A 22,519-nucleotide genomic window follows, 5' to 3' on the forward strand; every position below is an offset into this window, starting at 1 on the left:
ATGGAGCTTGACAACCAGGCATTGCCGTTGACGCGCCGGCAACTTGACATTTGGCTTGCCCAACAGTCGGGCCACTCCGGCACCGAGTGGCAGCTCGGCATGTTCGTCAAAATCGAGGGCGCCATCCAGCCGGACGTCTTCGAACAGGCGATCAGGCTGGGGCTGCAGGAAGCCGAACCGATTCGCGCCGCCTTCTTCGAGAAGGACGGTCAAGTAGTCCAGCGAGCGATCGACTACTCCGACGTCGAGTTGGCTCGCTACGACCTGATCGGCTCGTACGACGCTGAGCAGGAAGCCCGGCAGATTGCGACAGCGATCGAACGCACCCCGATGCCGTTCGACGGCAAGCTGATGAAGTTTGCGCTGTTTGCAACGCGGCCCAACGAGTATTACTGGTTCGCATGCTGTCATCACATCGTCATCGACGGCATCAGCATGGGACTGGTGGGCAGGCGCATCGCCGCGATCTACTCAGCACTTGTCGCAGGCGCGCCCGCCTCGCCCGCTTTCTTCGGCTCTCTTCGGGACTTCGTGCGCAGCGAGCTGGAGTACGAGTCGTCGACCGACTACCAAGATGACGAAGCGTACTGGCGGGAGAACCTCCCGTCGGAATCCGCACCAGACTTCCGGCTACCGCGAACCGAGAGCACGACCGATTCGCACCGGCCATCCCCTTCGATCCACCTCGATCCGGCGGTCGCCGGTTGCGTCAAAGAGTTGGCCAAGGCACTGGGCATCCGGCGGTCGTCCGTCCTCACTGCGGCGTGCGCGCTGCTGGTGCGCGGCTGCAGCCACGGCGACTCGGAGGTGGTGCTCGACTTCCCGGTCAGCAGGCGGGTGGATGCAAAGACGAAAACGCTTCCCGCAATGCTCGCCGGAGTCGTCCCGCTGGTCGTGAAAATGTCGCCGCACGCCACAGTCGCCGACCTCTGCCGGCAGGTCGACAAGCGAACTCGAGAAATGTTGCTTCATCAACGTTTTCCGGTGCGATCCCTCGAGCTCGGCGGTGACCACCGCCGATTGCGACAAGTGCCGGACCGGGTCGTGCTCAACTTCGTTCCCTCCCGCCTGTCGCTGAACCTCGCCGGTGTGCCGGCGACGGCAACGTACACGACATTCGGCCCGGTCGGGCACTTCGGCTTGTTCTTCGTCGGAGTCGGTGATCAGCAGTCATTCTTTTCGGCGGGGGCAGGGCAACCGTTTGCGGACTTCACGCCACCGGATCTGGCCGAACGTCTGCAACGGATGTTGACGGCCATGGCAGCCGCTCCCGAGTGTCGGTTGTTGTCGTTGACTGTCCTCGGATCGAACGATCAGGCACGCCTCGACGAATGTGGTAATCGTGCGGTGCTGACCACGGCCCCACCCACGTCGTCGATCCCTGCGCTGTTCTCTGCGCAGGTGACACGCACGCCCGATGCGATCGCGCTGGTATGCGGCGACCGCACGTGGACTTATCGGGAGTTGGACGAGGCGTCCGACCGACTGGCTCGCCTGCTGGTCTCACGCAAAGTGCGGCCAGGACAGATAGTGGCGCTGCTGTTTTCGCGCAGTGCCGAGGCGATTCTGTCAATCCTGGCGTGCTTGAAGACCCGCGCGGCGTACCTGCCGATTGACCCGGCGACGCCCGCGGCCCGGATCGGATACATCATCGAGGACGCTGCGCCCGTCGCCGCGATGACGACCGCTGAGTTGGCCTCGTCGCTCTCCGGATACGGGCTGCCGGTCATCGACGTCGACGACGCGGCGACGCGGTTAGAGTCCGACGACTCGTTGCCGCCACCCGATCCCGACGACATCGCCCACGTCATTTACACCTCCGGCACCACGGGGGCTCCCAAAGGTGTTGCGATCACGCACCGTAGCCTCACCCGATTACTTGGTCCACCCGATGAGCATCTGTCCGCCCGCGCGTGGGGGCAGTGGCATTCGTATGGCTTCGACGCCTCAGTCGAGGAGATCTGGCGCGCTTTGCTACACGGTGGGCGGTTGGTGATCGTGCCCGAGGAGGTCGCGGCCTCCCCGCAAGACCTGCACGCCTTGCTCGTCGCCGAGAACGTCAGCGTCCTGAGCCAGACACCCTCGGCGCTGGGAACACTTGCGCCGGAGGGCCTGGAATCGATGGCGCTGCTGGTGGCCGGCGAGGCTTGCCCCGCCGAGTTGGTGGACCGGTGGGCGCCGGGTCGGGTGATGCTCAACGGCTATGGGCCGACCGAGACGACCATCTGCGCATCGAGAAGTGCTCCGCTGGTGCCGGGTTCGGGTGCGCCGCCGATCGGCTCACCTGTCACAGGAGCGGCGTTGTTTGTCCTCGACGGGTGGTTGCGGCCGGTGCTTCCCGGTGTGGTCGGGGAGTTGTACGTCGCGGGCAGCGGTGTGGGCGTGGGGTATTGGCGTCGAGCGGGGTTGAGCGCGTCGCGGTTCGTGGCGTGTCCGTTCGCCGGCGGGGGGCAGCGGATGTATCGCACCGGGGATCTGGTGTGTTGGCGTCCAGACGGCCAGTTGCAGTATTTCGGGCGCGCCGATGAGCAGGTCAAGATCCGCGGCTATCGCATCGAACTGGGCGAGGTGCAGGCGGCGTTGGCCGGGCTGGCCGGGGTGCAGCAATCGGTGGTGATCGCGCGCGAGGACCGCCCCGGAGACAAGCGGCTGGTGGGCTACGTGACCGGCGCGGTGGATCCGGCGGCGGCGCGTGCGGCGTTGGCCGACCGGCTACCGCCCTACATGGTGCCGGCGGCGGTGGTGGTGATCAACGGGTTGCCGGTCACGGTCAACGGCAAGCTCGACACCGCCGCGTTGCCGGCCCCCGAATATGTCGACGCCGATCGGTATCGCGCTCCAGCCAGCCACATCGAGGAGATGCTGGCCGGTATCTATGCCCGTGTGCTCGGGCTGCCACGCGTGGGTGTCGACGACTCCTTCTTCGACCTCGGCGGCGACTCCTTGTCGGCGATGCGCGCGGTCGGCATGATCGCCAAGTCCGTCGACGCCCACCTGACCGTACGCGCGTTGTTCGATGCGCCCTCGGTCGCCCTGTTGGCATCCCGCGTCAGAGCTGACGGAAGTCGGCGCCCGCAGTTGGTGGCCGGCCAGCGGCCTGCGGTGATTCCGTTGTCGTTCGCCCAGAGTCGGCTGTGGTTCCTGGACCAGCTGCAGGCGGGTGCCTACAACATGCCGACCGTGCTGCGGATCAATGGCCCACTGGACGTCAAGGCACTCGTTACCGCCCTGGACGATGTCGTTGCGCGACACGAAGTGTTGCGCACCGTGTATTTCCAAACCGACGGTGTGCCATGTCAACAGGTGCTGTCCGCCGATGCTGCGATGTGGCGGCGCTATGGCATGCCGGTGGAATCGATGTCCGAGCGCGAGGCGTTCGGCGAGTTGACGGCACTGGCGGTCTATCCGTTCGATCTGTCGGTGGAGATTCCGCTTCGCGCTCAACTGTATGCGATTGGCCCCCAGGAGTATCTGTTGGGGATCGTGGTGCACCACATCGCGTTTGACGGATGGTCAGTGGCACCGCTGGCGCGCGATCTGGGTCAGGCGTATGAAGCCCGCCGACAGGGCCGAGAGCCCGAGTGGTCTGCGTTACCGGTGCAGTACGTCGACTACGCGTTATGGCAGCGTGCACAGTTCGGCGATCTGGCGGACAGCCGCAGCCCGATCGCCGCACAGCTGGACTACTGGCACGAGGCCTTGGCGGGCATGCCCGAACGGCTCCAGCTTCCAACTGATCGGCCCTATCCCCCAGTGGCCGACCAGCAGGGCGCCACCTTGCCAGTGGACTGGCCGGCGTCACTGCAGCAGCGGGTACGTCAGTTGGCCGCGAATTGCAACGCGACCAGTTTCATGGTGGTGCAGGCCGCGCTCGCGGTACTGCTGTCGCGGTTGAGTGGCAGTCCGGATGTAGCGATGGGGTTTCCGATCGCCGGCCGCACCGATCCTGCACTCGACGAGTTAGTGGGTTTCTTCGTCAACACGTTGGTTCTGCGGGTTGACCTGGCGGAGGACCCCACGGTCGATGAGGTACTCGCGCAAGTACGCCAACGCAGCATAGGCGCCTACGAAAACGAGGACGTACCCTTCGAGGCGCTCGTCGAACGCCTGAACCCGACCCGCAGCCTGACCCATCACCCGCTGGTCCAGGTGTTATTGGCCTGGCAGAACCTGCCCGGCAATGCGGGCGCCCCCACCCCGTTGACGTTGGACGGGCTCCAAGTCACCCAGATTCCGGTCGACACTCACACCGCGCGCATGGACCTGTCATTCTCGCTGGCCGAGCGGTGGACGGAAACCGCTGAGCCAGCTGGCATTTCGGGGGAAGTAGAATTCCGCAGCGACGTTTTCGACCCGCACACGATCACGACTCTGCTGCAACGGTTCGAGCGGATCCTGACGGCCATGACAGCCGATCCGGCAGCGCGCTTGTCGTCGATCGAGCTGCTCGACGCCACCGAGTTCGCTTGGCTGGATCAGATCGGCAACCGCGCGGTGCTCGCCGACGCGGCTCCTGCGGCCGCGTCGATACCGCAGCTGTTCGCCGAGCACGTCATGCGCCGTCCGGAGATGGTTGCGATCAGCTGCGGACGGGATTCGTGGACGTACCTCGAACTCGACCAAGTCTCAGATCGGTTGGCACACCTGCTGTCTGCCCATGGTGCTGGTCCCGGTGAGACTGTCGCGTTGCTGCTGGAACGCTCCGCCGAGGCGATCGTGGCGATGCTGGCGGTACTCAAGACCGGCGCCGCTTATCTGGCGATCGACCCGGCCCACCCGGACGCCCGTGTCGAGTTCATGCTCACCGACGCCACACCGGTGGCCGCGCTCACCACCCCCGATCTGCGACAGCGCCTCAACGGTTACACGCTCACCGTTTTCGACGCCGTCGACCCCGGCGAGGACGCGCAGCGCGGTTCCACGCTCTCGACACCGGCACCCGAGGACATCGCTTACGTCGTCTACACCTCGGGGACCACCGGAACTCCCAAAGCCGTGGCCATCACCCACCACAACCTGGCTCATCTCGCCGCCTCGACACCACCGGGTCTGCCTGCAGCGCAGGTGTGGACGCAATGTCACTCCTACGGTTTCGACTTCTCGGTCTGGGAGATCTGGGCTGCCCTGCTCGGCGGCGGCAGGCTCGTGGTGGTGCCCGAAGAGGTGGCCGCTTCACCGGAGGACTTCCACGCCCTGCTGGTGCGCGAACAGGTCAACGTGCTCACCCAGACTCCATCCGCAGTGGCGGCTCTGAATTCGGACGGGTTGGAGTCCGTGGCCGTACTGCTGGGCGGCGAAGCGTGCCCAGCCGATGTCGTAGACCATTGGGCCCCCGGCCGCGTGGTGATCAACGCCTATGGCCCTACCGAGACAACGGTGTACGCCTCGATGAGCACACCCCTGCAGGCAGGCACCGGGGCGGCGCCGATCGGTGCGCCGGTGGCGACTGCGGCGCTGTTCGTTCTCGACGAGTGGCTGCGCCCGGTTCCGGCCGGAGTGGTCGGCGAGTTGTACGTCGCCGGTCGAGGCGTGGGCCTCGGCTACCTGGGGCGGTCCGGGCTGACCGCAAGCCGGTTCCAGGCCTGCCCGTTCGGCCGGCCCGGCACACGCATGTACCGCACCGGGGATCTGGTGTGCTGGCGCGCCGACGGTCAACTGCAGTACCTGGGTCGCGCCGACGAGCAGGTGAAGATCCGCGGCTACCGCATCGAGCTCGGCGAGATCCAAGCCGCCCTCGCCGCCCTCGACGGCGTCGAGCAGGCCGCCGTCATAGCCCACGAGGACCGGGCCGGGGTCAAACGGCTGGTCGGCTACCTCACCGAAAGTGTGCCCGGGACAGTCGATCCGGCCTCCGTGCGGCCCGTGCTCGCCGACCGGTTGCCCGCGTACATGGTGCCGACGGCGGTGGTGCTTCTCGACGCACTGCCTTTGACCGTCAATGGAAAACTCGATACCCGCGCACTGCCGATCCCCGACTACCAGAGCCCGCAGCATTACTCGGCACCTGCCGACGCAGTCGAAGAGGTGTTGGCCGGCATCTATGCGCAGGTGCTGGGTGTTCAGCGGGTCAGCGTCGACGACTCGTTCTTCGATCTCGGCGGCGACAGTATCTTGTCGATGCAGGTGGTGGCCCGGGCCCGCGCCGCCGGTCTGCGGTGTCGGCCCCGCGACATCTTCGTCGAGCAGACCGTTGCCCGGCTGGCCCGGGTCGCCGGGATAGCCGGCGATGAGATCGGCCCTGCCGACGAGGGCGTCGGTGCCGTCAATGCGACGCCCATCATGTGCTGGCTGAATCAAATATCCGGCGATATAGACGAATTCAACCAGACCGTGGTGGTGCAGGCGCCGGCAGGGGTCACCCACCCCGATGTCGTCGCCATGCTGCAGACGCTGTTGGACCGCCACGCCGCCTTGCGGCTGCGTGCCGAACACCGCGAGACGGGCTGGTCGCTGTACGTGCCCGAGCCTGGGTCGGTCGACGCCGCGGCAAGCCTGCACACCGTAGAAGAGTTGACGACAGATGCGTTGGTGGCCGGGCGTTCTCGACTCGACCCCTCCGCGGGCGTGATGCTCAGCGGTCTGTGGGCGCCGAGCACCGGCGAGTTGGGTTTGATCGTCCACCACCTCGCCGTAGACGCGGTCTCGTGGCGGATTCTCCTCGAAGACCTCAACATCGCCTGGACGCAGTACCACAGCGGACAGCCGATCGAGTTGCCACCGTTAGGCACCTCGTTTCAGCGCTGGGCGGCGCTGCTCGACAAGCAAGCTCACAGTCCGGCGGTCATCGCCTCCGCCGACACCTGGCGCAAAGCGTCCACCATGCCAACGGCTTTGCCCCGCGTACGACCTGAGAAAGATACCTATGCCACCGCGGGCCGGTTGTCAGCGTCGCTGGATCCGGAGACGACGCGACTGCTGTTGGGGCAGGTGCCTTCCGCGTTACACGCCGGCGTGCAGGACATCCTGCTGATCGGGTTCGCGTTGGCATGGCGAACGTTCCTCGCAGGGAACGACTCCGTCGTCATCGATGTCGAAACCCATGGGCGCAACGAAGACCTGGCTCCCGAGCTCAACCTGTCCCGTACGGTGGGCTGGTTCACGTCGAAGTACCCGGTGGCGCTGACCCTCGATCCGCTGCGCTGGGGTCAGGTGGTCGCCGGTGACGCCGCGGTAGGCGCTGTGCTCAAGAACGCCAAGGAACAACTGCGTGCCCTACCGGACGGCATGACATACGGACTATTGCGTTACCTCAACACCGGTGTCGAGCTGCCCGAGACTGATCCGGCCGTCGGGTTCAACTACCTCGGACGGCTGGACGCAGGCGGCGTGCAGATGTCCGAGGACATGTGGCGGCTCTGCGATGACGGGTTGGCGTTAGCAGATGCCGTCACGGCGGTAGCCATGCCGCTGTCACACACCGTCGAACTCAACACCGCGGCCGTCGAGGGCGCCAATGGGGCGCTGCTACAGGCCAATTGGACATGGGCGGCATCGATTTTGGACGAAAGCCAAGTCGACGGGCTCAACCGTCTATGGTTCGACGCGCTGAAGGGCATCTGCCGCCACGTCGTACGCGGCGGCGGTGGGTTGACACCCTCCGACATCACACCCGTCGTCCTCGACCAGGACCAGATCGACCAGCTCGAGAAGCAGGACCGCGTCGCCGACATCCTTCCGCTGACCCCGCTTCAGGAGGGGTTGCTCTTCCACGCCAACACCACGGCCAGCGCAGACGACGCGGTCTACGCCATGCAACTCGACATCTCCATCGACGGCCCACTCGATCCGCAGCGACTCCGACACGCCATCGAGACGGTGGCCAAGCGCCACCCCAACCTCGCGGCCCGGTTCGACGGCCACTACGGGCAACCGATCCAGGTCATTCCCGCCGACCCCGTCATCCCTTGGACGTTCTTCGACCTTGGTGCCACCGGCATCGATGTCGGCATGGATGTCGGCATGGATGCGGCCGCCGCCGCGGTGGCTGCCGGCCTGACCCCCGGTGCGCCGCCGACCGATACAGCGACCACGGACGCGGTCTACCGGCCCCTCGAAACCGATGTGGCTGAGGCGATCACGAAGCTGTGCGCGGACGAACGTGCCGCGGTCTGCGACCTCACCCGTCCACCCGCCTTCCGGACGGCCGTCGTGCGGACGGCGCCGAACCGACACCGACTGGTGCTGACCAACCACCACATCGTGCTCGACGGCTGGTCGCTGCCGATCGTCGCCCGAGAGATCTTCGCCAGCTACTACGGACACCGACTGCCCGCCGCCGGTTCCTACCGCCGATACGTCATGTGGCTTGCCGAACGGGACAACACCGCGGCGCGTGCGGCCTGGCGTGAGGTGCTGGCCGGCTTCGACACGCCCACTCTGGTAGGCCCTCCGAACCGGCTGAGGCTCGGGCCGCGAGGGACCACCGCGTTCCGGGTCGGCGAGGACTCGACGCGGGCGCTCGGCGAGCTGGCACGCTCATGCCACACGACCGTCAACACGGTGCTGCAGGCCGCCTGGGCGCAGTTGCTGGTGTCACTGACCGGCCACCACGATGTCGCATTCGGCACTGCGGTGTCCGGGCGATCCACCGACATCATCGGCGCTGAATCGATGGTCGGCCTGCTGATCAACACCGTGCCGGTGCGCGCCTACACCACTCCGGCGACGACTGTCGGCGAGTTGCTGGACCAACTGCAGCGCAGCTACAACCACACACTGGAACACCAGCACCTCGCGCTGAGCGAGATTCACCACGCCACCGGCCAGGATCTGCTGTTCGACACCGTCTTCGTGTACGAGAACTATCCCGTCGACGCCCGCACGTTGCTCAGCAACGGGCTGACCATCACCGAGGTCAACGGACGCGAATCCACCCACTACCCGCTCGCGGTCGTCGCGCAGCCGGGCACGGAGTTGGGAATGCGCATCGAGTTCGACACCGACGTGTTCGAGGCGACTGAGGTCGACGAGCTCAGCCGGCGCTTTCAGCGGGTGCTGCAGGCGATGACCGCCGACCCGACGCGCCGGTTGTCGTCGATCGATCTGCTCGACCGCGACGAGCACGCGGTTCTCGACCGGCACAGCAACATAGCGGTGTTGACCCAGACCTCGGCGCCGACAACGATTCCGGCGCTTTTCGCCGCGCAGAAGGCGCGCGACCCGCAGGCGGTCGCGCTGACCTTCGAGCGTGAGTCGATGTCGTACGGCGAGCTCGACGAGGCGTCGAATCGACTCGCCCACTTGCTAGTTCGACATGGAGCCGGCCCGGGCCGGTGTGTAGTGATTGTGTCCGAGCGCTCGGCACGGGCCGTCGTGGCGATACTGGCCGTGCTCAAGAGCGGGGCAGCTTACCTGCCGATCGACCCGTCGACGCCCAGGGCTCGTATCGAGTTCATCGTCGCCGACGCCGCACCGGCCGCCGCGCTCACCACCGGCGACCTGGCGGACCGGATGCACGACATCGACGTCCCTGTCGTCGAACTCGACGATGCCACGATATCCGCAGAGCCGACCTGCGCGCTGCCCGAACCGGCCGCCGACGACATCGCGCACATAATCTACACATCGGGGACCACGGGCGTACCGAAAGGCGTTGCGGTCACACATCACAACGTCACTCGCCTCTTCGACTCCCTCGACGTCGGCCTCGAGCTGGGGCCGTATCAGGTGTGGACCCAGTGTTCGTCATTGGCCTTCGACTTCTCGGTCTGGGAGATCTGGGGCGCGCTGTTGTTCGGCGCACGGCTTGTGGTGGTGCCCAAGTCGGTGGCCCGCTCGCCGAAGGACCTGAACGCTTTGTTGCGCAGTGAGCACGTCACCGTGCTGAGTCAGACACCGACGGCGGTGCAGGCGCTTTCAACCGAGGGCTTGGCAGCCGTCACGTTGATGGCGGCCGGTGAGGCCTGCCCGGCCGAGGTGGTGGACCGCTGGGCGTCGGACCGGGTGATGCTCAACGGCTACGGGCCGACCGAGAGCACCGTGTACGCGACAATCAGCGCGCCACTGACGGCAGGATCGGACACGGTGCCGATCGGTGCACCCGTGCCGGGCGCCGCGCTGTTCGTCCTCGACGGGTGGCTGCGCCCGGTACCGCCCGGGGTGGTGGGCGAGCTGTACGTGGCGGGCCGAGGGGTCGGCGTCGGATACTGGCGTCGGCCTGGCCTGACCGGATCGCGGTTCGTCGCATGTCCCGGCGGTGAGCTCGGCGCACGGATGTACCGTACCGGTGATCTAGTGCGGTGGCGCGCAGATGGGCAATTGCAGTACCTGGGTCGCGCCGACGAGCAGGTCAAGGTACGCGGCTACCGGATCGAACTCGGTGAGGTGCGCACCGCGCTTGCTGAGCTGATCGGCGTCGAGCAGGCCGCGGTGATCGCCCGCGAGGACCGCCCCGGTGACAAACGCCTGGTGGGTTACCTCACCGAAACCATCCCTGGGACAATTGATCCGGCGGAGACGCGGGCCGCCCTTTTCGAGCGGTTGCCGTCCTACATGGTGCCCGCAGCCGTGGTGGTGCTCGACGTAATGCCACTGACGGCGAACGGCAAGCTCGACGTCCGTGCCTTGCCGGCACCGGAGTACCAGGGCGTCGATCACTACCGCGCCCCGGCCACTCCCATCGAGGCGATCCTGGTCAGCCTCTACGCGCGGGCGCTCGGACTCGAACGCGTCGGTGTCGACGACTCCTTCTTCGACCTCGGTGGGGACAGTATCTTGGCGATGCGCGTGGTCGCCGACATCAACACCAGCCTCGACGGCGATCTCTCCGTGCGTGCCTTGTTCGACGCGCCCACAGTCGCCGGGCTGGCGCGCTGTCTCGGCGGTGACGGGGGCCGGCGCGCACCATTGGTCCCGGTCGCGCGTCCCCCGGTGATCCCATTGTCGTTCGCCCAGAGGCGGCTGTGGTTCCTCGACCAGTTACAGGGTCCTTCAGCCGTTTTCAACATGACTGTCGCGCTGAATCTGCAAGGGCAGCTTGACATCGACGCGCTGCAAGCGGCTCTACACGACCTCGTCGCCCGCCATGAGAGCCTGCGCACGTTGTTCCGAGCGCCCAAGGGGGTCCCACAGCAGCACGTCGTGGCCGCCGACAACGCCGACTTCGGATGGCAGGTCGTCGACGCCACTGCCTGGTCGGCGGAGCGGCGCAGCGACGCCATCGAGGAGACGGTACGCCTGGCCTTCGACCTCTCTTCGCAGATCCCGTTGCGAGCCCGGCTGTTCCACGTCGGTGAAGACGAACACGTGTTGGCGGGCGTAGTGCACCACATCGCCGCCGACGGCTGGTCGATCGCCCCGCTGATACGCGATCTCAACGCGGCATACACGAGCCGGTGCGCGGGGCGGCCACCGGCGTGGTCGCAATTGCCGGTGCAGTACGCCGATTACACGCTGTGGCAGCGTGAGCAGTTCGGCAATCTCGACGACGACAGCAGTCCCATCGGAGCCCAACTGGCGTACTGGCAGGACGCGCTGGCGGGGATGCCCCAACGGCTGCAGCTACCGACCGACCGTCCTTACCCCCCGGTGGCCGAGCAGCGCGGCGCCACGGTGACCGTCCAGTGGCCGGCCGAGTTGCAACGTCGGGTGGGGGATGTGGCCGCGCAGCACAATGCGACGAGTTTCATGGTCGTCCAAGCCGGCTTGGCTGCGTTGCTGTCCCGGCTGAGTACCAGCTACGATGTCGCCGTTGGGTTCCCGATCGCCGGACGCCGCGATCCCGCGCTCGATGACCTCGTCGGTTTCTTCGTCAACCTCTTGGTGCTGCGGGTGGATCTGGCGGGCGACCCGACGGTCGCGGAGTTGCTTGCGCAAGTGCGACGGAGCAGCCTGGACGCCTACGAGAACCAGGATGTGCCGTTCGAAGTGCTGGTCGATCGGCTCAACCCGGCCCGCAGCCTGACCCATCACCCGCTCGTACAGGTTGCGTTGGCCTGGCAGACGGCCATCGGAGGCGCCGACGATACCGGCGGGCTGACGCTCGGCGATCTGCAGGTCACCCGGATGCCCGTGAAAACCCACACCGCTCGTATGGACTTGGTGTTCTCCCTGTCCGAGTACTGGACCGACACTGGTGAGTGCGACGGGATCGGCGGGACGGTCGAATTCCGCACCGACGTGTTCGACGCCGCCACCGTCGAGACCCTGGTCGCACGGCTACAACGGGTCTTGACTGCGATCACGATCGATCCCTCGCGGCGGTTGTCGGCGGTGGACGTGCTCGCCGACGAAGAGCACGCGCAACTCGAGCGGTTCGGCAACCTCGTCGGATTGACCGCCCCGAGGCCTGCGCCGGACTCGATTCCGGCGTTGTTCGCCGAACACGTGGCGCGCGCACCGGATGCGGTCGCGGTCAGCTGTCTGGACACTTCCTGGACCTACCGGCAACTGGACGAGGCTTCGAACCGGCTGGCGCACTTGTTGATCGGCTGCGGGGCGCAACCGGGACGATGCGTGGCGCTGGCGATGAGCCGGTCGGCCGAGGCAATCGCAGCGATACTTGCGGTACTCAAGACCGGAGCGGCGTACCTGCCGATCGATCCGGGCTTGCCGTCGGCGCGTATCGAGTTCATGATCGCCGACACCGCACCGATCGCCGCGGTCACCACGGCGGCCCTGCGCGACAGCCTCGATGGCTGCGACGTGCTCGTTGTCGACGTCGACGATCCCGGCATCGCGACCCCGCCGGACACCGCGCTACCGCCGCCCCCCGCCGAACACCTCGCGTACGTCATCTACACCTCGGGCACCACCGGCGTGCCCAAAGGCGTTGCGGTCACCCACCACAACGTGACCCAGCTGTTGTCGTCGCTGGACGCCGGACTGCCGCGGCCCGGGGTATGGGCGCAGTGCCATTCGTTGGCGTTCGACGTCTCGGTCTGGGAGATCTTCGGCGCACTGCTGCGCGGTGGACGGGTCGTCGTCGTACCCGAGAGCGTCGCCGCCTCGCCCGACGACTTTCACGCGGTGCTGACCACCGAGAAAGTGAGCGTACTGACCCAAACGCCCTCTGCCGCAGGGATGCTGCGCCGCGAGGGGTTGGAGTCGACCGCGTTGGTGGTGGTCGGTGAGGCGTGCCCGGCCCAGGTCGTCGAGCAGTGGGCGCCTGGGCGGGTGATGCTCAACGCCTACGGCCCGACCGAGACCACGATGTGTGTGGCCATCAGCGCCCCACTGGCGCCGGGCTCGAGCGTGCCGATCGGCTCGCCGGTGTCCAGGGCGGCGCTGTTGGTTCTCGACGACGTGCTACGGCCGGTGCCGCCCGGATCGGTCGGTGAACTGTACGTGGCCGGGGCGGGAGTCGCAGTCGGCTACCTCGGCCGGCCCGGACTGACCGCGTCGCGCTTCGTGGCCTGTCCGTCCAGGGGCGGCGCGGGACTGCGGATGTATCGCACCGGTGATGTGGTGCGCTGGTGTGCTGACGGCCAACTGCAGTACCTGGGACGGTCCGACGAGCAGGTCAAGATCCGCGGCTACCGCATCGAACTCGGGGAAATCCAGGCCGCGCTCGCCGAACTGGCCGGCGTGGAGCAGGCAGTCGTCGTCGCTCGCGAAGACCGCCCCGGCGACAAACGGCTGGTCGGCTATCTCACCGGGGCGGCAGACCCCGCCGAAACGCGCGCGGTCCTGGCCCGGCGGCTCCCGGGTTACATGGTGCCGGTCGCGGTGATGCGGTTGGAGAGTCTGCCGCTGACACCGAACAACAAGCTTGACGTCCGCGCATTGCCCGCGCCCGACTACCAGGACAGTGACCGGTACCGCGCGCCGGCCGACGCGGTCGAGGAGATTCTGACCGGCATCTACGCCGAAGTGCTGGGACTCGAGCGAGTCGGCGTCGACGACTCCTTCTTCGATCTCGGCGGTGACAGCATCTTGTCGATGCAGGTGGTGGCGCGGGCTCGGGCAGCGGGCGTGACGTGCCGGCCGCGGGACATCTTCGTCGAGCAGACGGTGGCCCGGCTCGCCCGTGCCGCACGGGTGCTGACCGCGGACACCGGCCCCATCGACGAAGGCCTCGGAGAAGTGGCAGCCACACCGATCATGCGCTGGCTGCGCGAAATCGAGGGCCCGGTACGGGAATTCAACCAGACAATCATCGTCGATGCCCCCGGCGGGGTGACGCGTGCCGACGTCGGCACCGTGCTGCAGGCGCTGGTGGACCGACATGCCATGTTGCGCCTGCACGCGGTAGAGGGCGGGGCCGGCGGTTGGTCACTGCACGTACCGGTTCCGGGGTCGGTCGACGCCGACGCGTGCGTCGACGCGGTCGACGAACTGTCTGAGGAGGCGGTGAGAGCGGCGCGGTCGCGGCTGGACCCCGCCACAGGTCGGATGCTCAGCGCGCTTTGGGTGCCCGCCACCGGCCGGCTGGCGGTGATCATCCACCATCTGGCCGTCGACGCGGTGTCATGGCGCATCCTTCTCGAGGACCTGAACATCGCTTGGGCGCAACACCGCAAGGGGCAGCCGGTCAACCTGCCGATGGCAGGAACGTCGTTCCGGCGGTGGGCTTCGTTGTTGGCGGAGCGTGCCCACGACCCCGCGGTACTGCGCCAGGCGGACGCGTGGCGGCATGTCGCCGTAGCGCCGCCCGCACTCCCCGCGCCGCAGCCCGACATCGACACCTACGCCGGTGCCGGCCAGCTGTCCGCGGCGCTGGACACCGACACCACCCGCGTTCTGCTCGGCGACGTACCCGCCGCCTTCCACGCCGGTATTGGGGACATCCTGCTGATCGCATATGCGATCGCTTGGTCGCGGTTCCTCGACACCGGCGGCGAACCCGTGGGCATCGACGTCGAGGGCCACGGCCGGTACGACGATCTCGCGCCGGATCTCGACTTGTCGCGCACAGTGGGGTGGTTCACGCTCAAACACCCCGTCGCCCTGGCTATTCCAGAGTTGGACTGGACCAAGACCGTCGCCGGTGACGCGATGCTGGGCGCCGTGGTGAAAGACGCCAAGGAACAACTTCGCAGCCTGCCCGAGGGGTTGTCATACGGACTGCTGCGTTACCTCAACGACGAGATCGAGCTGCCGGCGACCGACCCGTCGATCGGGTTCAACTATCTGGGCCGCCTCGGCGGCGCGGAGCCCAAAGGGCTGGGCGAACTGTGGACGGTCAGCAGAGATGACTTGTCGCTCGTCGACATCGCCGCGGCCATCCCCATGCCGCTGGCCCACACCGTCGAGCTGAACGCCGCGGCCGTCGACACCGACACCGGACCGCAGCTGCAGGCGAAATGGGCATGGGCTCCGTCATCCGTCAACCAGGCCGACGTCACCCGCCTCAGCGACCTGTTCTTCGGCGCACTCAGCGGCATCTGCGCCTACGTCCGGAAGGGCGGCGGCGGGCTGAGCCCTTCGGACATCACGCCCGCCAGGCTCAACCAACACCAAATCGACCGGCTCGAGACGCAATTCCGCCCCGCGGACATCCTCCCGCTGACCCCGATGCAGCAGGGCCTCCTCTTCCACGCCAGCACCGCACAGGGCAGCGGTGACGACCTGTACGCAATGCAACTCGACATCACGATCACCGGTCCGCTGGGCCGCGATCGCCTGGAAGCGGCGGTCCACGCCGTGGCCGCACGCCATCCGCACCTGGTCGCTAGATTCTGCGGAGAGTACGACCCACCGGTGCAGATCATCCCCGCCGATGCGCGACCGGCCTGGCAGTATCTCGACCTGGCAGGCAAGGACGCCGACGAGCGGGTCGCGCGGGTTTGCGGCGACGAACGCGCCGCGGTCTGCCGTCTCAGCGACGCACCGGCGTTTCGTGCGGCGCTGATTCGCATCGCCGAGGATCGGCATCGCTGCGTACTGACCTTCCACCACATCGTGATCGACGGCTGGTCGCTGCCTATCCTCGCGCAAGAGTTGTTCGCGAGCTACTTCGGGCAGCGGTTGTCGGCCGCCGGATCGTTCCGCCGGTACGTCACCTGGATGTCAGAGCGTGACGTCGACTCGGCGCGGGCGGCCTGGGGCGAAGTCCTCGCCGGATTCGACACGCCGACCATGGTCGCCCCGCCCGGCCGGCCCGGGCGCCGGGGGGTTGAGTCGCATCGGTTGTCCGAGCACCTCAGTCGAGCCGTCGAGGTGTTGGCGCGCTCAGAGCACACCACCGTCAACACCGTGCTTCAGGCCGCTTGGGGGCATCTGTTGACGTGGTTGACCGGCCGGCGGGACGTCGCGTTCGGCACTGCGGTGTCCGGCCGTCCGGCCGACCTCGCGGACGCGGAGTCGATGGTCGGGCTGCTGATCAACACGGTGCCCGTCCGGGCGACCTTCACGCCGGACACCACGACGTCCGATGTGCTGAAACAACTTCGGACAGCCCATGCCCACACCCTTGAGCACCAGCATCTTTCGCTTGCCGAGATCCACCGGATCACCGGGCTGGACCAGTTGTTCGACACGCTCTTCGTCTACGAGAACTACCCGGTCGACACGGCGAATTTGCTCGACTTCGACGGGCTGGCCGTCACCGAGTTCAGCACCCGCGAGCGCAACGACTATCCGCTGACGCTGCAGGCCATGCCGGGGCGCGAACTCGCGCTTCGGTTCGAGTATGACACCGAGGTGTTCGACCCGGCCGGAGTACGCACGCTGATCGGGCGTCTGCAGGAGGTGCTGGTCGCGATGACCGCCGACCCGGCGCGGCAGCTCGTGTCGATCGACCTGCTCGACGCCGACGAGCATGCCCGCTTGGACCAGATGGGCAACCGCGCGGTGCTGACGCAACCGGCGGCGACGCCGTCGTCGATTCCGGCCGTGTTTGCTGCCCAGGTGACTCGCACCCCCGATGCGATCGCGGTGAACTGTGGCGAGTCTGCGTGGTCGTACCGGGAACTCGACGAGGCGTCCAATCGGCTGGCCCACCTGCTTGCCGAACACGGTGCTCGCCCGGGTCAGTCTGTGGCGCTGCTGTTTTCGCGCTGCCCCGAGGCCATCCTTGCGATCCTCGCGGTGCTGAAGTCCGGTGCGGCGTATCTGCCGATCGACCCCGCCCACCCCTCCACCCGGATCAAGTTCATGATCGCGGACGCCACGCCGGTCGCAGCAGTCACCACCGCCGCTCTGGCGCACCGATTCGATGAGTGCGACATCGAGGTCATCGACGCCGCCGACCCGCGCGTCGACACCCAGCCCAGCACCGCGCCGCCCGCACCCCGTCCGGACGACATCGCGCACGTCATCTACACCTCCGGGACCACCGGTGTGCCGAAAGGTGTTGCAGTCACTCAGTACAACGTCGTGCAACTGTTCGACCGACTCGACACCGGCCTGGAGTTGACACCGGCACAGGTGTGGACGCAGTTCCACTCCTATGCGTTCGACTTTTCGGTGTGGGAGATTTGGGGCGCACTGCTGCATGGTGGGCGACTCGTCATCGTGCCCGAGACCGTGGCCCATGCGCCGGAAGACTTCCACGCACTGTTGCGGTACGAACACGTCAGCGTGCTTACCCAGACACCCTCTGCCGTGAGGGGAATCACGCCCGAAGGCCTGGGCTCCACCGCGTTGGTCATCGGCGCTGAGGCTTGCCCCGCCGAGTTGGTGGACCGGTGGGCGCCGGGTCGGGTGATGCTCAACGTCTATGGCCCCACCGAAACCACGATGTGCGCCTCCAAGAGCGCGCCTCTGACGCCGGGTTCGGGTGCGCCGCCGATCGGCTCACCTGTCACAGGAGCGGCGTTGTTTGTCCTCGACGGGTGGTTGCGGCCGGTGCTTCCCGGTGTGGTCGGGGAGTTGTACGTCGCGGGCAGCGGTGTGGGCGTGGGGTATTGGCGTCGGGCGGGGTTGAGCGCGTCGCGGTTCGTGGCGTGTCCGTTCGCCGGCGGGGGGCAGCGGATGTATCGCACCGGGGATCTGGTGTGTTGGCGTCCAGACGGCCAGTTGCAGTATTTCGGGCGCGCCGATGAGCAGGTCAAGATCCGCGGCTATCGCATCGAACTGGGCGAGGTGCAGGCGGCGTTGGCCGGGCTGGCCGGGGTGCAGCAATCGGTGGTGATCGCGCGCGAGGACCGCCCCGGAGACAAGCGGCTGGTGGGCTATGTGACCGGCGCGGTGGATGCGGCGGCGGTGCGTGCGGCGTTGGCCGACCGGCTACCGCCCTACATGGTGCCGGCGGCGGTGGTGGTGCTCAACGGGTTGCCGGTCACGGTCAACGGCAAGCTCGACACCGCCGCGTTGCCGGCCCCCGAGTATGTCGACGCCGTTCGGTATCGCGCTCCAGCCAGCCACATCGAGGAGATGCTGGCCGGTATCTATGCCCGTGTGCTCGGGCTGCCACGCGTGGGTGTCGACGACTCCTTCTTCGACCTCGGCGGCGACTCGGTGTCGGCGATGCGGGTCGTCGCCGCGATCAATGCGGGCTTGGACGCCGACCTCCCGGTACGCGCGTTGTTCGATGCGCCGACGATCGGTGGGCTGGCGCCACGCCTGAGCCGCTGCGCGGGTGGTCGCCCGCCGTTGGTCGCTGGTGAGCGACCCGCTGTCGTTCCGCTGTCGTTCGCCCAGAGCCGACTGTGGGTGATCGACCAATTGCACGGCCCCTCGCCGGTTTATCACATGGTGGTGGCTTTGCGGCTGCGCGGTCACCTCGATGGCGACGCACTACGCGCGGCACTGGGTGACGTGGTGGACCGCCACGAAAGCCTGCGCACGCTGTTCGTGGCGCCCGACGGCACCGCGCAACAGCTGGTCCTTGCCGCCGGGTGCGCCGATGTGGGCTGGCAGGTCGTCGAGGCCCGCGGATGGTCGGAAGACAGGCTGATGGCGGCCATCGGCGCCGCGGCGGCTCAGCCGTTCGACCTGTCTACGCATATCCCACTGCGTGCCGGCGTCTTTCGTATCGGCGACAACGACCATGTGTTGGTCGGCGTGGTGCACCACATCGCCGCCGACGGCTGGTCGTTGGGCCCGCTGGTACGCGACCTGGGCGTTGCCTACGAGGCACGCCGACACGGAGATGCTCCCGGGTGGGCGCCGCTGCCCGTGCAATACGTCGACTACACGATGTGGCAGCGTGCGCGATTCGGTGACCTTGACGACAGCGACAGTCCGATCGCCGCGCAACTGGAGCACTGGCAGCAGGCGTTGGCCGGCCTGCCCGAGCGCCTGCAGTTGCCAACGGACCGACCCTATCCAGCGCTCGCCGATCAGCGCGGCGCCGTCATGACGGTGCATTGGCCCGCGGAGTTGCAGCAACGGGTGCGCGAAACGGCCGCGGAGTACAACGCGACCACTTTCATGGTGATGCAGGCCGGATTGGCGGTGCTGTTGTCGCGGCTGAGCGCGAGCCCCGATGTGGCGGTGGGCTTCCCGATTGCGGGACGCAGTGATCCCGCTCTAGACGAGCTGATCGGCTTCTTCGTCAACACGTTGGTGTTGCGGGTCGATTTGACCGGCGACCCCAGCTTCGCCGAACTGCTCGACCAGGTGCGGCGGCGCAGTCTGGCGGCGTTCGACCACCAGGAGGTGCCGTTCGAGTTGCTGGTAGAGCGGCTCAACCCGATGCGGTCACTGGCGCACCACCCGCTGGTTCAGGTGTTGTTGGCCTGGCAGAACCTGCCCGGCCTCGGCGGTGATCACGCGGCCGCCTTGACGCTGGGCGACCTGGACGTCATGCAGCTACCCGTCGAAACCCACACTGCCAGAATGGATCTGACGTTCTCGCTGTCGGAGCACTTCACTGATTCCGGTCTGCCGGACGGCATTCGGGGAGCGGTCGAGTTCCGCACCGACATCTTCGATGCGACCAGCATCCAGGCGCTCGTCGGCCGCTTCGAGCGGGTGTTGACGACGATGACCGCCGATCCCCACCGCCGCGTCTCCGCGGTGGACCTCCTCGAGCCCTCCGAGCACCACCGACTGGCAGAGCTGGGTAATCGACCGGTGCTGAACGCAGCCGCACCGCCGTCGCGGTCGGTCCCGGAGTTGTTCTCCGAACATGTGAGGCGTCACCCAAATGCGGTGGCGGTCCGTGGCGCGGACCGCACGCTGACCTACCGCGACCTCGACGACGCGTCGAATCGGTTGGCGTACCTGCTCAGCGAGCGCGGAGTCGAACCCGGCTCGCGTGTCGCGCTGCTGTTCGAGCGATGCTGCGAAGCGATCGTCGCCATGGTGGCGGTGCTCAAAGCCGGGGCGGCGTACCTGCCGATCGATCCGGCGCTGCCGTCCGCGCGCCGGGAGTTCCTACTGGCCGACGCCGAGCCGATCGCGGTCCTGACCACGGCCACGCTCGCCGAACTGTTGACGGGAAGCGACGTCGCGGTGGTCGACGTCGACGACCCCGCCGTCACCGAATACCCGTGCGCACCGCTGCCGTCGCCTGCGGTCGATGACATCGCCTACCTGATCTACACGTCGGGCACGACCGGCGCCCCCAAAGGTGTGGCGATCACCCACCAGAACCTGGCTCATCTGGCCGAGTCGATGCCCACGGCCCTACCCACCCAGCAGGTCTGGACACAGTGTCACTCGTACGGCTTCGACTTCTCGGTGTGGGAAGTCTGGGCGGCGCTGCTCGGCGGCGGACGACTGGTGATCGTCCCCGAAGCGGTCACCGCTTCGCCCGACGACTTCCACGAGCTGTTGGTGCGTGAACGGGTCAACGTGCTGACCCAAACCCCCTCCGCTGTTGCCGCATTGAATCCGTTGGGGCTCGAAGAGGTGGCAGTGCTGCTCGGCGGTGAGGTGTGTCCCGCCGAGGTGGTCGATCGGTGGGCACCGGGCCGGGTGGTGATCAACGCCTACGGGCCGACCGAGGCCACGGTCTATGTGACGATGAGCCGTGCGCTGAGTGCCGGGTCGGGGGCCGCGCCGATCGGTGCGCCGGTCCCGACCGCGGCGTTGTTCGTGCTCGACGAGTGGCTGCGGCCGGTGCCGGCGGGCGTCGTCGGCGAGTTGTACGTGGCAGGCCGAGGCGTGGCAATGGGTTACCTCGGCCGGGCCGGGCTCACTGCGGGACGGTTCCTGGCCTGCCCGTTCGGCCGGCCCGGCATACGCATGTACCGCACCGGGGATCTGGTGTGCTGGCGCGCCGACGGTCAACTGCAATATCTCGGTCGCGCCGACGAGCAGGTGAAGATCCGCGGATTCCGCGTCGAACTCGGTGAAATCCAAAGCGCGCTGGCCGAAGTCGACGGCGTCGAACAGGCAGCGGTCGTCGTCCGCGAGGACCGCCCCGGCGACAAGCGTCTGGTCGGCTACACCACCGGCACCGCCATCCCCGCCGCGGCGCGCACCGCGCTAGCCGAGCGGTTGCCTGCCTACATGGTGCCTGCCGCGGTGGTTGCGGTCGATTCGATCCCGTTGACTGTCAACGGAAAACTCGACACTCGCGCCCTGCCCGCGCCCGACTACCAGAGCGCGCCGCAGTACCGCGCCCCGGCCGATGCGGTCGAGGAGGTGCTGGCCGGCATCTACGCGCAGGTGCTCGGGTTGGAGCGGGTAGGTGTCGACGACTCGTTCTTCGATCTGGGCGGCGACAGCATTCTGTCGATGCAAGTGGTGGCCCGCGCCCGGGCCGCGGGGCTTCGGTGTCGGCCGCGTGATGTCTTCGTCGAGCAGACGGTGGCGCGGCTCGCCCGGGTCGCCGATGCCGCGGGCGGCGCGGCCGCCACGGTCGATGACGGCACCGGACCCGTGCAGCCCACCCCGATCATGGCTTGGCTCCGCGAGGTCGACGGCCCGGTCGATCAGTTCAACCAGACGATGGTGTTGCAGGCGCCCGCGGGAGTCACCGACGCCGACGTCGTCATGCTGTTGCAGGCGCTACTGGACCGGCACGCCATGCTGCGGTTGCACGTCGCAGACAACGGCCAGATGACCGTTCCCGCGCCGGGGTCGGTGAAGTCCACGGACTGTCTGCACATGGCCGACGAACTGACCCAATCTGCGATGAAAAACCTTTGCGCGCAACTGAATCCAGCCGCGGGCAGGATGCTGGCGGCGCTGTGGGTGCCGTCCACCGGACAACTGGCATTGAGCATTCACCACCTCGGAGTCGACGCGGTTTCGTGGCCGATTCTCATCGAAGACATCAACATCGCGTGGGCTCAACACCACAACGGCCAAGCCATCGCGCTGGCGCCGACCGGCACCTCGTTCCGGCAGTGGGCCGCCCGGCTGGCCGACTATGCCCAGGATGCAGCGACGCTGGCCCACGCGGAGGCCTGGCGGCAGATCACCGCGACCGATCCCACGCTGCCCGCTCCCGCACCCGAGGTCGACACCTACGCTGACGCCGGGCATCTGTCTCTGTCGCTGGACGTCGCCAGCACTCGCGCGTTGCTCGCTAAGGCGCCTGCCGCGTTCCACGCGGGCATCTCCGACATCCTGTTGATCGCGTACGCGCTGGCGTGCGCCGAATTCGTCGGCAGCGCAGCGTCGGTCGGCATCGACGTCGAGGGCCACGGCCGCCACGAACACCTCGCCCAGGATGTCGACCTGTCCCGCACGGTGGGATGGTTCACCACGAAACATCCCGTCGCGCTGACAGTGCGGAAGC

At 67.4% G+C, this 22,519-nt stretch carries 1 protein-coding gene (only partly in view); it reads left to right on the forward strand.

Features of this window, described 5'->3' with window-relative positions:
* A protein-coding gene (locus A5790_RS00075) for a non-ribosomal peptide synthetase (protein ID WP_066840375.1) crosses the window boundary here: on the forward strand, window positions 1-22,519 show its 5' portion. Its footprint extends 7,505 nt past the window's final position; the window shows 22,519 of its 30,024 coding nt (coding positions 1-22,519); it begins with the start codon at window positions 1-3; the stop codon falls past the right edge of the window.

The sequence above is a fragment of the Mycobacterium sp. 852002-51152_SCH6134967 genome (assembly GCF_001667105.1).
Classification (GTDB): Bacteria; Actinomycetota; Actinomycetes; order Mycobacteriales; family Mycobacteriaceae; genus Mycobacterium; species Mycobacterium neumannii_A.